Origin of the sequence: uncultured Flavobacterium sp., from assembly GCF_951805225.1 — a bacterium.
Classification (GTDB): Bacteria; Bacteroidota; Bacteroidia; order Flavobacteriales; family Flavobacteriaceae; genus Flavobacterium.
Map to the genome: position 1 here is coordinate 4,795,768 of NZ_OX638201.1, position 14,299 is coordinate 4,810,066.

At 32.3% G+C, this 14,299-nt stretch carries 17 protein-coding genes and 1 tRNA gene; 10 read left to right on the plus strand and 8 right to left on the minus strand.

Translation table 11 applies throughout. The features are described 5' to 3' along the window. The first annotated feature begins 43 nt into the window (after positions 1-43). The 3 genes from WN975_RS19945 (at position 44) to WN975_RS19955 (ending at position 2,491) form a co-directional block, all read left to right on the plus strand. On the plus strand, positions 44-1,228 hold the full coding sequence (locus tag WN975_RS19945) for an aldose epimerase family protein (protein WP_337968017.1): 1,185 nt from the start codon (positions 44-46) through the stop codon (positions 1,226-1,228). 160 nt (positions 1,229-1,388) lie between these two features. Continuing rightward, entirely contained in the window at positions 1,389-2,015 is a 627-nt protein-coding gene (locus WN975_RS19950) for a hypothetical protein (protein ID WP_337968018.1), read from the plus strand. An 8-nt stretch (positions 2,016-2,023) separates the two neighbouring features. Further along, positions 2,024-2,491, plus strand: a complete 468-nt coding sequence (locus WN975_RS19955) for an OsmC family protein (RefSeq protein WP_337968019.1) — start codon at positions 2,024-2,026, stop codon at positions 2,489-2,491. A gap of 126 nt (positions 2,492-2,617) precedes the next feature. Here WN975_RS19955 and WN975_RS19960 read toward each other — a convergent pair. Next, positions 2,618-2,697, minus strand: a tRNA-Leu gene (locus WN975_RS19960). Between the two features lie 231 nt (positions 2,698-2,928). Here WN975_RS19960 and WN975_RS19965 point away from each other — a divergent pair. The 4 genes from WN975_RS19965 (at position 2,929) to WN975_RS19980 (ending at position 6,390) form a co-directional block, all read left to right on the plus strand. Next, on the plus strand, positions 2,929-3,870 hold the full coding sequence (locus WN975_RS19965) for a ribose-phosphate pyrophosphokinase (RefSeq protein WP_316636077.1): 942 nt from the start codon (positions 2,929-2,931) through the stop codon (positions 3,868-3,870). A 117-nt stretch (positions 3,871-3,987) separates the two neighbouring features. Continuing rightward, positions 3,988-4,599, plus strand: a complete 612-nt coding sequence (locus WN975_RS19970; protein ID WP_099710237.1) for a 50S ribosomal protein L25/general stress protein Ctc — start codon at positions 3,988-3,990, stop codon at positions 4,597-4,599. Positions 4,600-5,013: 414 nt separating this feature from the next. Continuing rightward, the gene (gene pth, locus WN975_RS19975) at positions 5,014-5,640 is read left to right on the plus strand and encodes an aminoacyl-tRNA hydrolase (RefSeq protein ID WP_337968020.1); all 627 of its coding nucleotides are present in this window, start codon (positions 5,014-5,016) and stop codon (positions 5,638-5,640) included. 138 nt (positions 5,641-5,778) lie between these two features. Then, the gene (locus WN975_RS19980) at positions 5,779-6,390 is read left to right on the plus strand and encodes a superoxide dismutase (protein ID WP_089350163.1); all 612 of its coding nucleotides are present in this window, start codon (positions 5,779-5,781) and stop codon (positions 6,388-6,390) included. Between the two features lie 540 nt (positions 6,391-6,930). Here the strand turns inward: WN975_RS19980 and WN975_RS19985 are convergent. Together WN975_RS19985 and WN975_RS19990 are read right to left on the minus strand one after the other, a co-directional pair. Then, on the minus strand, positions 6,931-8,829 hold the full coding sequence (locus tag WN975_RS19985) for an amidophosphoribosyltransferase (protein WP_337968021.1): 1,899 nt from the start codon (positions 8,827-8,829) through the stop codon (positions 6,931-6,933). An 81-nt stretch (positions 8,830-8,910) separates the two neighbouring features. Then, complete coding sequence (locus WN975_RS19990) at positions 8,911-9,834, minus strand: PfkB family carbohydrate kinase (protein WP_055097600.1); 924 nt, start codon at positions 9,832-9,834, stop codon at positions 8,911-8,913. Positions 9,835-10,079: 245 nt separating this feature from the next. On the opposite strand from WN975_RS19990, the gene WN975_RS19995 reads away from it, so the two are divergent. Next, the gene (locus WN975_RS19995; RefSeq protein WP_337968022.1) at positions 10,080-10,658 is read left to right on the plus strand and encodes a hypothetical protein; all 579 of its coding nucleotides are present in this window, start codon (positions 10,080-10,082) and stop codon (positions 10,656-10,658) included. Between the two features lies 1 nt (position 10,659). Here WN975_RS19995 and WN975_RS20000 read toward each other — a convergent pair whose 3' ends face one another. From WN975_RS20000 to WN975_RS20010, 3 genes are read right to left on the minus strand one after another with little or no spacing between them, the layout of a single operon-like run. Then, complete coding sequence (locus WN975_RS20000; RefSeq protein WP_337968023.1) at positions 10,660-10,821, minus strand: hypothetical protein; 162 nt, start codon at positions 10,819-10,821, stop codon at positions 10,660-10,662. Positions 10,822-10,843: 22 nt separating this feature from the next. Continuing rightward, positions 10,844-11,239: a hypothetical protein gene (locus tag WN975_RS20005; protein WP_337968024.1), complete on the minus strand. Its 396-nt coding sequence runs from the start codon at positions 11,237-11,239 to the stop codon at positions 10,844-10,846. After that, complete coding sequence (locus tag WN975_RS20010) at positions 11,226-11,810, minus strand: sigma-70 family RNA polymerase sigma factor (RefSeq protein ID WP_337968025.1); 585 nt, start codon at positions 11,808-11,810, stop codon at positions 11,226-11,228. The genes WN975_RS20005 and WN975_RS20010 overlap by 14 nt, the downstream gene beginning before the upstream one ends. 373 nt (positions 11,811-12,183) lie before the next feature. Between WN975_RS20010 and WN975_RS20015 the strand changes: the two genes are divergently transcribed. Further along, positions 12,184-12,531, plus strand: coding sequence for a hypothetical protein (locus WN975_RS20015; protein ID WP_337968026.1), 348 nt, complete (start codon positions 12,184-12,186; stop codon positions 12,529-12,531). 73 nt (positions 12,532-12,604) lie between these two features. Here the strand turns inward: WN975_RS20015 and rnhA are convergent, their stop codons facing one another. Next, complete coding sequence (gene rnhA / locus WN975_RS20020; protein ID WP_099710243.1) at positions 12,605-13,081, minus strand: ribonuclease HI; 477 nt, start codon at positions 13,079-13,081, stop codon at positions 12,605-12,607. A gap of 127 nt (positions 13,082-13,208) precedes the next feature. After that, on the minus strand, positions 13,209-13,772 hold the full coding sequence (purN, locus tag WN975_RS20025; RefSeq protein WP_337968027.1) for a phosphoribosylglycinamide formyltransferase: 564 nt from the start codon (positions 13,770-13,772) through the stop codon (positions 13,209-13,211). Between the two features lie 175 nt (positions 13,773-13,947). Here purN and WN975_RS20030 point away from each other — a divergent pair, with 175 nt between their 5' ends. Continuing rightward, on the plus strand, positions 13,948-14,184 hold the full coding sequence (locus tag WN975_RS20030) for an acyl carrier protein (protein WP_007137004.1): 237 nt from the start codon (positions 13,948-13,950) through the stop codon (positions 14,182-14,184). Positions 14,185-14,299: the final 115 nt, after the last annotated feature.

Below are 14,299 nucleotides of genomic sequence, written 5' to 3' on the forward strand. Positions count from 1 at the left end.
ACTTTCGACTTTAAGACTTTACTAACTTAAAAAAATATCATTTATGAATGTATTAAAACGTTGCGTTTTTGGAATTGGATTAATGAGTTTGGCAGCAATTTCTGTTCAATGTAAAAACGATAAAAAAATGGATGCTACAACAGTTTCTTCAGATTCAAAAGCTACAGTTACAATCGAAAAATCTTCTTATGGAACTACTGCAAAGGGAGAAAAAGTAGATAGTTATAAGCTGAAAAATCAAAATGGGATGGAAGTTGACATCATCACTTTTGGTGGAAGAATTACGGATCTGAAAGTACCAAATAAAGAAGGTGTTTCTGAAAATATAGTTATTGGATTTAATTCTTTGGCACAATATGAAAAAGAAAATCCATTTTTTGGAGCCTTAATCGGAAGATATGGAAACCGTATTGCGAAAGGGAAATTTTCTTTAGACGGAAAAGAATATCGATTAGCAATAAATAATGCACCAAATGCTTTGCACGGCGGACCACAAGGATATTTTAACGTTGTTTGGAAAGCTGATGAGGTTAAATCCGGAGATACAGCTTCTTTGAAATTATCTTATTTAAGTAAAGATTTAGAAGAAGGATATCCTGGAAATCTTCAGGTTTTTGTAACGTATACATTGACAAATGATAATCAATTGGAAGTTTTGTATGAAGCAACAACTGACAAGAAAACGATTGTAAATCTAACGCAACATTCTTATTTCAATTTATCCGGAGATTTTTCTAAAACGATCTTAGATCATGAATTGACTTTGAATGCTGATAAATTAGTTCCGGTTGATGCAACTTTAATTCCAACAGGAAAATTAGAAGATGTTGCGAATACGCCTTTCGATTTCAGAACTCCAAAACTAATTGGAAAAGACATCGAAGTTAAAAACGAACAATTAGAAAGAGGAAAAGGTTACGATCATTGTTGGGTATTAAATAATCCTGAAAAAGGAAAAACAATCATTGCAAAAGTATATCACGCAGCGAGCGGAAGAGTTATGGAAATGACAACTGACGAACCTGGAATTCAGTTCTACTCAGGAAATTTCCTTGACGGAACTTTACCAACACGTGACGGTAAAACATATGGACACAGAACGGGACTTTGTTTAGAAACAGAACATTATCCAGATTCTCCAAACCAAAAAGATTTCCCGACAACGGTTTTAAACCCGGGAGAAAAATATAAGACTAAAACTGTTTTTAAGTTCTCAGTAAAAAAATAGTTTTGGAATTTGTTTAGTAAATTAGTAATTCTCTAAAAAACCTCGAAAGGAGCACTTTCGAGGTTTTTTGTTTTTAGAAAGGAATGTTAATTTATTTTACTACTGTTAAAAGATTACCTTAGCGAGCTTAATTTATCTTAGGAAACTGAAAAATTATAATATGAAAAGAAAAGTTATTTATATTTTATTCTCCATTTTATTTCTACAAAGTTGTCAGAATAAAGAAAAAAGCCAACAGGAAAGCAATTCTTTTGATAAGGTAGATTCTGGTAAAAAATCAGATTTATCAAATGATAGCAATGAGCAAATAACATTAGTTAAAAACTTTATGAAATGGTATATTAAAAACATGGATATGCTGGGTAAATTTGATGTCATTGGCGGAGGACCAATGGATGCAAAAGAGAATGAAGAGCCAGAAAATTATTATGTAGATTTTAAAGAAGCTGAAAAATATATTTCGGAATTGAAAAAAAGTGGTTTTTTAACTGATAACATTCTTAAAAATGAAAAAAAATCGTTTTTAGAAGCAGACAAATATTATAAAGAAAACCCAGAAAATGATGGTCCACCGTATGGTTTTGATTATGATCATTTCTTTCTTACTCAAGAAGCATTTGAGGAAGATTTGCTAAATATTGATAAAAGTAAGTATGCTATAAAACAAAAAGATGATTTTAATTCAGAGGTGACGTTTGTTCTGCCTATATCCGGAGGATATAAGTATTCTTTAAAAAAGATAGGGATAAAATGGTTTATTGAGAAAATAGAATCAGTACAATATTGAAGTAATTTATGACATTAAAACATCTATTCAAGACACAATTAAACTGGACCTCAAATCAAAAACAAGAAGATTCGACGAAAAGATTCTATAGTAAAAGCCATCAAATTAAAATTGAAGGAAAGCCCATTTTAGATGTTTCTGCAGCAAAAGCATTCAAAGGCGATCCTGAATTATACAATCCCGAAGATTTGCTATTGAGCAGTTTGGTTTCGTGCCATATGATGTCCTATTTATATGTATGTTCTCAAAACGGAATAGAAGTTCTGGAATATTCAGATAATGCGGAAGCAACACTCGAAGTTTCGCCCAACGGAAGCGGACGTTTTACAGAAGTCAGATTAAATCCGAAAGTAAAGATTTCAAATCCTGATAAAATTGAACTTGCTTTAAGTTTACATTTTAAAGCAAATCAATTGTGTTTTATTGCTAATTCGTGCAATTTTCCTGTTTTGCATGAGGCGAGTTGTGAGGTTTGAAAATATAAGTAAATATAGGGTTTGAGTTATAAATCACTCATTATTAAATAAACTTACATAACTTATATGGTGAAAAAGTAACCATATAAAACCAAAAAAACCTCTTCCGTTAAGAAGAGGTTTTTGTACCCGGAGCCGGAGTCGAACCGGCACGGTTTCCCACAGGTGTTTGAGACCAGCGCGTCTACCAATTCCGCCATCCGGGCTTAGCAGACGAAAAAATAATCAAATAAATCAATTATTTTAACGCAATAGAATAAGTTAATTATGATGTCATAACTGTGCTTATTCCTTTAACACGGTGCAAATGTAAAAAATAAAATTAAAAATTCTAATAAAAATACTTAATTTTTTCCTTTCAGTGTCCAATAAATTTTCTAAATTTGCACCTCGTTAAAACGAAGCACACACAACTAACTACAAAACAACAAATTATAATGTCGCACCTAGAACCAGAAGCTAAAATTTTTGCTTGTTCACAAAGTGTTTATCTTGCAGAAAAAATTGCAGAACAATACGGAATTCCGTTAGGGAAAGTAACGATGTCAACGTATAGCGATGGAGAATTTCAGCCATCTTACGAAGAATCAATAAGAGGATTACGCGTTTTTATCGTGTGCTCAACTTTTCCAACTGCCGATAATTTGATGGAATTGTTATTAATGATTGATGCAGCAAAACGTGCATCAGCAAGACACATTACAGCTGTTATGCCTTATTTTGGTTGGGCAAGACAAGATAGAAAAGACAAACCAAGAGTGCCGATTGGAGCAAAATTAGTAGCTAATTTATTAGATGCTGCCGGAGCAACAAGAGTAATGACAATGGATTTGCATGCAGATCAAATTCAAGGGTTTTTCGAAAAACCAGTAGATCATTTATTTGCATCTACAATCTTTTTACCATACGTAGAAAGTTTAAAATTAGAGAATCTAACAATTGCATCTCCGGATATGGGAGGTTCAAAAAGGGCATATGCTTACTCTAAGTTTTTAGAATCAGATGTAGTAATCTGTTACAAACAAAGAAAAGCAGCCAACGTTATCGATACTATGGAACTAATTGGTGAAGTAAAAGGTCGTAACGTAATATTAGTAGACGACATGATCGATACTGGTGGTACATTAGCGAAAGCAGCAGATTTAATGATCGAAAAAGGAGCATTAAGCGTTAGAGCAATTTGTACACACGCCATTTTATCTGGTAATGCCTACGAAAAAATTGAAAACTCAAAATTAAGCGAGTTAATAGTTACCGATTCTATTCCGTTAAAGAGAGAATCAAAGAAAATTAGAGTAGTGAGTTGTGCACCTCTTTTTGCTGAAGTAATGCACATGGTGCACCACAACAATTCCATTAGTGGAAAATTTATAATGTAAAAAACAATACGCTTTAGGCTTTAAGTCATAAGCTATTCATTTTACAAAAGCTTAAAGCCTAGTGCTTAAAGCTTATAACAAATTAGAATATTTATTAATAACTATATTTTTTTTACAATGAAATCGATTACAATTAAAGGATCAGAAAGAGAAAGCGTGGGCAAAGTGTCAACTAAAGCCTTACGTAATGCTGGAGCGGTTCCTTGCGTGTTATACGGAGGAAATCAGGCAGTACACTTCTCAGCAGACGCTGCAGCGTTCAAAAACTTGGTTTACACTCCAAACGCACACACAGTTGTGATTGAGCTTGGAAAAGGAAAATCATTCAATGCAATTTTGCAAGACATTCAAGTACACCCAGTATCTGACAAAATTTTACACATTGACTTCTTTCAATTATTTGATGACAAAGAAATCACTATGGAAGTTCCAGTAAAAATCGTTGGTACATCTAAAGGTGTTCTTGCAGGAGGTGTTTTACGTTTAAACACACGTAAACTAAAAGTTAAAGCTTTACCTAAAGATCTTCCTGATTTTGTTGAAGCTGACATTACTCCACTTGAAATGGGTAACAAATTATATGTTACTAAAGTTGGAAAACCAGAGTACAAAGTTATGCACCCAGAGAACACAGTTGTTGCTCAGGTAAGAATTTCTCGTGCTGCTATGAAAGCTGCTCAAGAAGCTGCAAAAGCTGCAAAAGCTCCTGCAAAAGGAAAGAAAAAATAATTTTTTTCAAATCTACAAAAAGCCTCAATCTTACGATTGGGGCTTTTTTTTTGAGGTTCTGAGGTAATAAGGTTCTAAGTTTTTTTTCTGTTGTTTTTTTCAGGAGCAGAAACTTTCTGATTTTTCAAGACCAGACATTCCTTCCATTCGCTATATCTTTTCCTCTCCGCCGCGGCGGACAGAAAAAGGATGCCGCTTCTGTCAGGGCTAGCCAGAAGTTTATTTTTTTATTAGAAAAAAGTTGCAAAGGTTCAGAGGTACAAAGTTGCAAAGGTTTTTACATAAAGTTCGTAAAGAAAAAATCCGCATAAATCCATTTAAATCCGGGCCATCCGCGTGCCATTCTTTACACTTAAAAACAAATTATCTAATTAACAAATTGGCACATTCTCTAATTAATCATACTTTTGCCACATGATAAAATGGATAACAAAACTGTTTTCATCAACACAAAAAGAAGAGAACATAGACAATATGAAAAAATATTTAATCGTAGGACTTGGTAATATTGGTGCCGAATACGTAAATACAAGACATAATATAGGATTCAAAGTCCTGGATTTTTTAGCTAGAAAAGAAGGACTTTCATTCGAAACTGTAAAATTGGGTGCTTTGGCAGAATACAAGTTTAAAGGAAGAAGTTTTTTTCTTTTAAAACCAAACACTTACATGAATTTAAGTGGTAAAGCTGTAAAATACTGGATGGACAAAGAAAATATTCCGTTAGAGAATATTTTGGTTATTACAGACGATTTAAACCTGTCATTCGGAACTATTCGAATCAAACCAAAAGGAAGTGACGGAGGTCATAACGGACTTAAAAACATCAATTTGGTTTTAAATACACAGCAATACACTCGTTTTAGATTTGGTATAAGTGATCAGTTCAAAAAAGGACAACAAGTAGATTACGTTTTAGGTGATTGGGACGAGGAAGAAAAGGCAAAATTACCGGAACGTTTAGAAGTTGCTTCAGAAATTATTAAATCTTTTGGAACGGCAGGATTAGAAAATACAATGACAACCTTTAACGGAAAATAAAGATTTACAGGTGTTTAAGTTTTGAAAAATCAAATTATCAGTTAATTAAATCGAATTATAACGAAATAGTATTTTCTATTCCAAAGTTAAATGTCTAAATTTGGAATAAATTATTATAAATCATAAAATCATAATATCATGGCTTTTGAATTACCACAATTACCTTATGCATATGATGCACTAGAACCACATATTGATGCTCGTACAATGGAAATCCATTATACAAAACACCATAATGCATATACTACAAATCTAAACGCAGCAATCGCTGGAACAGATTTAGAAGGAAAAACAATCGAAAATATCTTAATCAACTTAGATAAATCAAACGCAGCAGTTCGTAACAATGGTGGAGGTTTCTACAACCACAATTTATTCTGGACTGTAATGTCTCCAAACGGTGGTGGATTGCCAACAGGTGATTTATTAGCTGCAATCGAAGCTTCTTTTGGAACTTTTGACGAGTTTAAAGCAAAATTTGCTAAAGCTGGAGCAACACAATTTGGTTCAGGATGGGCTTGGTTAACAGTACAAAAAGGAGGTAAATTAGAAGTTGTAGGTACTCCAAATCAAGACAATCCATTAATGCCAGAAGTTGCTGGTAACGGTGGAACTCCAATCTTAGGAATGGATGTTTGGGAGCATGCTTACTACTTAAACTACCAAAACAGAAGACCTGATTATATTGAAGCTTTCTTTAGTGTAATTAACTGGACTGAAGTAGCTAGAAGATTTGCTTTAGACAAATAGTCGAAAATAGAATAAAGAGTAAAGAAAAAAGACGAATAGCCTAACGGTTATTCGTCTTTTTTTTGTTTCTATATTTTTTAGAGTCTATTTTCTCTGTTCTATCCTCTTTTCTCAACAATCTTTCTTCTATAATCTTTACTCTTTTCTCTAGAAAAAAAGAAAATAAAAAAGGCGGAATCTCTTCCACCTTTTTTGCCCCAAATCTACCATAAACTTAACCTACTAATGTTATGGTTCAGTAAATGTATGACAGGTATTCGTATGAAAAAAACTTTTTAGATGAATGGTAAATATATCCGATGAAAGGAATGTATTTTCTTATTAATGGGCATAATTTCTTGTGGTAGAAATACTTGACTTTATTCCAATAAAAAAGGTGGAATTGCTTCCACCCTTTTTGCCCCAAATCTACCATAAACTTAACCTACTAATGTTATGGTATTTCAAAAGTATTGTAGCTTTTCAATTTTACCAAACATATAGGATGAACGGCAAAAAAAACCGATGAAATGCACAAATTAACCTTTTGTTAATATATTTTTAATAAGCTCTAGCGTCTTTTCCTTCATAAAAATTCATAAAAGCTCTATTTACAACACGATTTCCTCCAGGAGTTGGATAGTCACCAGTAAAGTACCAATCGCCAAGATTTTTCGGACATGCAACATGTAAATCTTCTACTTTTTGGAAAATGATTTTTACTTCGGCATTAATTTCCGGAGAGCTTAACATTTCGGCAATTTTATCTGAAACTTCTTCTGGAGTAAACTGATCGTAAATTGCAGTAACATAATTCACAACATCACTATCGATATAGTTTTCCTGTGCTTTACATTTTGTATAAACTTCATCTACAATATGATATAAGTTTCTTTCTTTTAATAAAGCCAAAGCCGCTCTAAAAGCAACAAGACCTTCAAGTTTTGCCATATCGATTCCGTAGCAATCAGGATAACGAATCTGCGGTGCCGATGAAACGATTACGATACGTTTAGGTTTTAAACGATCCATCATTTTTATGATACTCATTTTTAGCGTTGTACCACGAACAATACTGTCGTCAATAATAACAAGATTGTCAGTTGGTTTGATAACTCCGTAGGTAACATCGTAAACGTGAGCAACTAAATCATCACGACTACTATCTTCTGTAATAAAGGTTCTAAGTTTCGCATCTTTAATAGCAACTTTCTCTGTGCGGATTTTTACAGCTAATAATTCCTGTAAAGTTTCGGCAGTAAGAGTGTTTCTGTTAGCTAGAATATAATTGTTTTTTCTCTGATTTAAGAAATCCTGAGCAGCTTCAACTAAACCATAGAATGAAGTTTCTGCAGTATTCGGGATATAAGAGAAAACAGTATTATCAGTATCGCTGTCAATTGATTCAAGAACAGCAGGTAAAATTAATTTACCTAAGTTTTTACGTTCCTGATAGATTTCAGCATCACTTCCTCTGGAGAAATAAATTCTTTCGAAAGAACATGCTTTTTTAACTGTTGGTTCTAAGATTTGTTCCATAGAAACTTTTCCGCTTTTCTTGATAATCAAAGCGTTTCCTGGATCAATTTCCTGAACACTTTCAAAAGGTACATTAAATACAGTTTGAATAACAGGTCTTTCAGAAGCTACAACGACAACTTCGTCATCTTGGTAAAAGTAAGCTGGACGAATTCCTGCAGGATCTCTAAATACGAAAGCATCACCATGACCAAGTAAACCAGCCATTGCGTAACCTCCGTCAAGATTTTTTGCAGAACGGGTTAATATTTTTGCAATATCCAATCGGTCTGCGATTACCGGAGAAGCTTCTCTTTTAGAATAACCTTCGGCTTTACAATCTTGGTAAAGTTGCATTACTTCTTTGTCTAAGAAGTGACCAATTTTTTCCATAACTGTAACAGTATCTGCCATTTCTTTTGGATGTTGTCCAAGTTCAACCAGATTTTCGAAAAGTTCTTTAACATTCGTCATATTAAAGTTACCCGCCAAAATAAGGTTACGGTGCATCCAGTTACTTTGACGTAAAAATGGGTGTACACTTTCAATGCTGTTTTTTCCGAAAGTTCCGTAACGAACGTGTCCTAAAAACAATTCGCCAACATATGGAATTTCTGACTTTATTTTTTGAACATCATCAGCAATCTCAGGTTTTGAAGCCAATTCTTCACTAATTCGCTCATTGATTTGTTTAAAAACGTCTTGTATAGGCTGTGCGTGATTCGAACGAACTCTGCTTATGTAGCGTTGTCCTGGCTCAACATCAAGTTTAATGCTTGCAAAACCGGCACCATCCTGACCACGGTTGTGCTGCTTTTCCATCATTAGGTACATTTTTTGTATCCCGTAAAAAGCAGTTCCGTATTTTTCTTTGTAATATTCAAGCGGTTTAAGAAGTCTAACTAAGGCTATACCACATTCGTGTTTTAAAGCGTCGCTCATTGTGTTTTGTATTTTGTGTTGTTGTAAGTTGTGTGTATTAACGTAATAAAAAAGCCCCGTTATTAGCGAGGCTTTCGGGCATTATATTTCTATGTCAAACTGAGTTAACGACTTAAATTGTTGTAATCGAATCGCTACTTCTGCTTTGCTTAATGTTTCCATCCTTTCGGTTCCAAATTTCTCCACACAAAATGAAGCTAAATTAGATCCGTAGATAATTGCGTTTTTCATGTTACCAAACGAAATGTTTTCGCTTTGTGCAATGAATCCTGAAAAACCACCTGCAAAAGTGTCTCCTGCTCCTGTTGGATCAAAAACATCTTCTAGTGGTAAAGCCGGTGCAAAGAAAACTTCTCTATTGTGGAATAAAAGTGCTCCATGTTCTCCTTTTTTGATCACCACATATTTTGGTCCCAATTCTTGGATCTTGTTTGCTGCTTTTACTAATGAATATTCTCCTGAAAGTTGTCTTGCTTCTTCGTCATTGATTGTAATAACGTCTACACGTTTAATTACGTCCAATAATTCAGGAAGAGCGCAATCCATCCAAAAGTTCATAGTATCTAAAACTACTAATTTTGGTTTTTTCTCCATTTGATCAAGAACACTGCTTTGTACTAAAGGATGTAAGTTTCCTAACATCACAACATCAGCATCTTTATAGTTTTGAGGAACTTTTGGTTGAAAATCAGCCAAAACGTTTAATTCAGTTACAAGAGTGTCTCTGGAATTTAAATCGTTGTGGTATAAACCGCTCCAGAAAAAGGTTTTTCCTCCTTTTACAATTTCGATACCAGAGATATCAATATTTCTTGAAGTTAAAAGATCTAAATGTTCTTGTGGAAAATCGTCGCCAACTACAGAAACGATGGCCGATTGTAAGTTAAAAAACGATGCTGATAAACCAATGTACGTTGCAGCACCACCTAATATTTTATCTGTTTTTCCGAAAGGAGTTTCAATCGCGTCGAAAGCAACCGTTCCAACAATCAATAATTTATTCATTTTATGAATTTCGAATTAGGGTGCAAAGATACTTCATAAGTTACAATATTGCAACGGTTTAGGTTCTCAAAATTTTCATAAAAAAAGAATATCGATTTCGGGGCTAAAACTATTGTAAATGAATGATTTGGATTTGATTGTTCAGAGTGCTTAAAATATGTTTTTTGGATTTAAAATACAATAATTATTTTTGAAAAAAGTGCTGAAGATTTTAGTTAGATTTGTTTTAACCTCAAAATCTCATCATGAAGAAAATCCTTACCTTATTATTGTTGTTTTGTTTTTTGATTTCCTGCGAAAGAAAAGAACCAAATTTTTCTAAGGAAATGATTGAGAAATTGGGAAATCGCGGTGAAGTAAAAAATGGAATTACAAGATTACCACCTCCGCAAGCATCATTTTTATATTTGTATGTTTTAATAAGTAATAATGAAATCCATTTATGTAATAGTGATGAATTGTTCTTTTTATATAAAGAATATTATTTTAAAACATTTAAAACATTTGAAGATTTTCTAGATGCAGTTTTAAATGAAGATTTTGTGTTGGATAAAAAAATATTCAAAACATTTAGAAACTTTGATAGCTTCAGATTGAATTCAAAAATAAAAGAGGAATATATCAGTTTAGGATTTGATAAATTTTTAAAGAAGTATTCAGTAGATAATGTTGGAAAAGAAAAGTTTAGACTTAACAAATCGATTATTCAAAAAAATGAGCTTTCAACAATAAAATACCTTTTATATAAAAACAGATATGATGTTGGTTTTGATGATTATCACGCTACATATTATATTTGGAAAAGGGAAGACTCTTTTAAATAAATTATAGTTGATAGAATTCGAAGATTTTTAGCTTTTTCTCTTCCCATTTTTTATTAAACGTTTCTAAAGACATTGTTGAGGATTTTTCAGCAATTTCAATCCAATGTGTAAATTCTTCTTCTGATAAATCTTTTCCAATTTGGTCACTTTCATCTTCAATCATAATTAGTTTCTTTTAAATAAATCTACAACTGATACTTCTTATCAAAATAATTCTTCAAAACACCAATCTGAATCAAAACCATAAACGGAACTATTAGTAACGCATACAATATATTCTTAGAAAAGTGAATTCCAGAAAGTAGGGCAGAAGCTTTATCTGAATATGTTTTATCTATTCCGAAATTAGAAATACCATTATTTGAATAAATAGAGTAAAAAGTCAAAGCAATTAAACTCATACCGATAAATATCCAGGTTGCTTTAGATATTAAAGGTTTGTAAGCTTTGATTTTGCTTTGCTCAGCGATTAAAACCTGAGACATTATTTTTGAAGTAAAGTCAAATGATGGCGACTCCAAAGTATTTTCGGACATCATTTTCTCAATCAGATTTTCTATTTCTTTATCATTTTCTTTCATAACATTCTATTATTTCTGGTTCTAATTGCTTTTTCAAAATTACGGCTAATTTCTGTCGGCTTCTAAATAATTTTACTTTGACATTATTAGCATTGATGTTCATGATTTTTCCAATTTCTTCTAAACTCTGATCTTCGAAGTAAAACAAAGTTAGCAGGAAATTCTCTTCACTTGGCAATGAATTCAAACAATTCTGAATCGTTTGCTTTCGTTCTTTATCTTCCAAAGCACTTAAAGCATTTTCCATCGTTTTGATTAAATGTGCCGAAAATTCATCTATCGATATATTATTGTCTTCTTTTTTATTTTTCTTTAAACGATCCAGACATGTATTATAAGCAATTTTATAAATCCAGGTCGAAAATTTAGAATCTCCTTTAAACTTTATCAGAGAATTGAAAACTTTTATAAAAGTATCTTGTGCAACTTCTTCTGCTTCTTCCCGGTTTTTAATCATTTTTAGAGCCAATGTAAAGATCATATCTTTATAACGATCAACAAGAACGGCAAACGCATTGGTCTCGCCTTGCAGAATTTTATCTATATAATGTTGATCAGGTATTGTACTCATATTATATAAGACGACGGTTCTTTTAATTAGGTTACAACAATTTGAAAATAAATTCTAAATTTTTTAAATTCCAAATTTCAATCTATTATGGGGATAGATCTTTGTCAAAGTTTAAAACTTTGACAAAGATTACGGAGACGTTACGTTATGCATAATCTTCGTTGAGATGACAAATATGCCGATGCTAATTTTGTTTTTTTAAACGTTGTCAAAACTTTAGCTTTTTGAAAACAATTACAAACTCAAAATTAACTCATAATCAGTAAGTTTTGAGATTTAGAATTTAAAATTTGAAAATTTTTCACTTTTGTTGTAACCTCAATTCGAAAGGTGTCGTCATATGGGTATCAATCAATTATAAAAAATAAAAATTATGGGACCACAAATTTTAGTACCAATCAGCATGTTTCTGATGATCTTCGGAATCGTTTATCTTATTTACTCAACAAGAAACAGAGAGCGTTTAGCACTTATAGAAAAAGGTGTAGATGCAAGTATATTTTTAAAAGGAAGAAATAATGGAGTTCCGGTTTGGAAAGTACTTATTTTGAATCTGGCCTTTTTATTAATAGGAAGCGGAGTAGGTATTTTTGTTGCCTTGCTAATCACAACTTATACTTCTTTGATAGATGCAGCAGTTTATCCATCAATTATTTTTATCATGGCCGGAGTTGGTTTATTGGCCGGATTTAGCAAAGCTAAAGATTTAGATAAAGAATAAAGAATCGTTTAAGTTAGTACCATTAACGATTATAACGCGTCGGGAACAATTGTTTCAGACGCGTTTTTTTGTTTTATGATTTTGAACCGATGGTTTCGTAATAAACATCTATCGAAAGGTTCTTTTGCATAGAAGCCATAACCGCCAATTCATCACAGCGTTCGTTTTGAGGATGATTATTGTGACCTTTAATCCATTTAAAGTCGACTTGATGTTTGCGATATATGATTAAAAAGCGTTTCCATAAATCAGGATTTTTTTTGCCGGTATATCCTTTTTTCTCCCAGCCAAAAACCCATTTTTTTACAACAGAATCGATGACGTATTTAGAATCGGAAACCACTAAAACTTTCATGTTTGGTTTTTTTAGCTTTTCTAAACCTACAATTACAGCTAAAAGCTCCATTCTATTATTGGTTGTTAAGCGAAAACCTTCATAGAATTCTTTTTTATGTGGTGTTCCTACCAATTCCATTACTACACCGTAACCGCCATTTCCGGGATTTCCTTTTGCAGCGCCATCAGTATATATATGTACTTCGTGATTCATTTATTTTATTATTTACCATATAAGAGTAATATAAGTCCATTTAATGTAAATGCTTACATGTTTAAACGATGTGATTTTTTTTACGAATCCAACTTATATAACTTATATGGTTTAATTTTTTTGTGTTTTATTCTTCTAATAGTCTTGAGATAATTTCAGGAAAATACTTTTGTTCAAGTTCATGAATCTTTTCGGCCACTGTTTCTGCGGTATCTTCAGCTGTTAGAGCTGTATTTTTCTGGAAAATAATAGCGCCTTCATCATAATTTTCATTTACAAAATGAATAGAAATTCCGGTTTCTTTTTCTTTATTATCAACTACAGCTCTGTGTATGTGCATTCCGTACATTCCTTTGCCACCATAATTTGGTAGAAGCGCCGGATGGATGTTTATTATTTTATTAGGATAATTCTCGATTATATTCTCTGGAAATTTCAATAAGAAACCTGCAAGAACTATCAGATCCGGGTCGATTTCTTGTATTTTTTGTAATACATTTCGTTCTAAAAGTTCGTTTTTTGAGAAGATTTCAACTGGAATTTGATGATTTTTTGCTCTTTCGATAACTTTTGCCGAAGCATTATTCGTAAAAACAGAAACGACTCTTGCAATTTTACTTTTTGCAAAATGTTTTATGATGTTTTCAGCATTAGTTCCTGATCCTGAGGCAAAAACAATAATTTTTTTCATAATCGAATTTAGTTTGAGAATGCAAAAAACGGAATAAAAATCGAAAATAAATAGTATTAAAAAGTCTTTCTTGAAATTAATTTTATAAATTAGTGTTACATTTATAAACTAAATCGTGGTTTTAAAATAAAGTTTTTTATTTTTGCCAACAAATTAAATTCTAAAATTAAAGATTATGTCAGACATTGCATCAAGAGTAAAAGCGATTATCGTAGACAAATTAGGTGTTGACGAAAACGAAGTTGTAACAGAAGCAAGCTTCACTAATGATTTGGGAGCTGACTCATTAGACACTGTTGAGCTTATTATGGAATTCGAAAAAGAATTTGATATTCAAATTCCAGACGATCAAGCAGAAAACATTGCTACTGTTGGTCAAGCTATTTCTTATATCGAGGAAGCTAAAAAATAATAATACCGCACCCGATTTTTATATTGTATAAGTCGGGTGTTATTATTTTTTTAAATTAAAATTTCGATTGATTTTCAATCACAAAGATATATTTATATTGTAATGCCCATGGCTC

Bases quoted from the DNA above. Each gene is read 5' to 3' on its own strand.
- WN975_RS19945 (WP_337968017.1), top strand. From the start codon at position 44: ATGAATGTATTAAAACGTTGCGTTTTTGGAATTGGATTAATGAGTTTG.
- WN975_RS19950 (WP_337968018.1), top strand. From the start codon at position 1,389: ATGAAAAGAAAAGTTATTTATATTTTATTCTCCATTTTATTTCTACAA.
- WN975_RS19955 (WP_337968019.1), top strand. From the start codon at position 2,024: ATGACATTAAAACATCTATTCAAGACACAATTAAACTGGACCTCAAAT.
- WN975_RS19965 (WP_316636077.1), top strand. From the start codon at position 2,929: ATGTCGCACCTAGAACCAGAAGCTAAAATTTTTGCTTGTTCACAAAGT.
- WN975_RS19970 (WP_099710237.1), top strand. From the start codon at position 3,988: ATGAAATCGATTACAATTAAAGGATCAGAAAGAGAAAGCGTGGGCAAA.
- pth (WP_337968020.1), top strand. From the start codon at position 5,014: ATGATAAAATGGATAACAAAACTGTTTTCATCAACACAAAAAGAAGAG.
- WN975_RS19980 (WP_089350163.1), top strand. From the start codon at position 5,779: ATGGCTTTTGAATTACCACAATTACCTTATGCATATGATGCACTAGAA.
- WN975_RS19985 (WP_337968021.1), bottom strand. From the start codon at position 8,829: ATGAGCGACGCTTTAAAACACGAATGTGGTATAGCCTTAGTTAGACTT.
- WN975_RS19990 (WP_055097600.1), bottom strand. From the start codon at position 9,834: ATGAATAAATTATTGATTGTTGGAACGGTTGCTTTCGACGCGATTGAA.
- WN975_RS19995 (WP_337968022.1), top strand. From the start codon at position 10,080: ATGAAGAAAATCCTTACCTTATTATTGTTGTTTTGTTTTTTGATTTCC.
- WN975_RS20000 (WP_337968023.1), bottom strand. From the start codon at position 10,821: ATGATTGAAGATGAAAGTGACCAAATTGGAAAAGATTTATCAGAAGAA.
- WN975_RS20005 (WP_337968024.1), bottom strand. From the start codon at position 11,239: ATGAAAGAAAATGATAAAGAAATAGAAAATCTGATTGAGAAAATGATG.
- WN975_RS20010 (WP_337968025.1), bottom strand. From the start codon at position 11,810: ATGAGTACAATACCTGATCAACATTATATAGATAAAATTCTGCAAGGC.
- WN975_RS20015 (WP_337968026.1), top strand. From the start codon at position 12,184: ATGGGACCACAAATTTTAGTACCAATCAGCATGTTTCTGATGATCTTC.
- rnhA (WP_099710243.1), bottom strand. From the start codon at position 13,081: ATGAATCACGAAGTACATATATATACTGATGGCGCTGCAAAAGGAAAT.
- purN (WP_337968027.1), bottom strand. From the start codon at position 13,772: ATGAAAAAAATTATTGTTTTTGCCTCAGGATCAGGAACTAATGCTGAA.
- WN975_RS20030 (WP_007137004.1), top strand. From the start codon at position 13,948: ATGTCAGACATTGCATCAAGAGTAAAAGCGATTATCGTAGACAAATTA.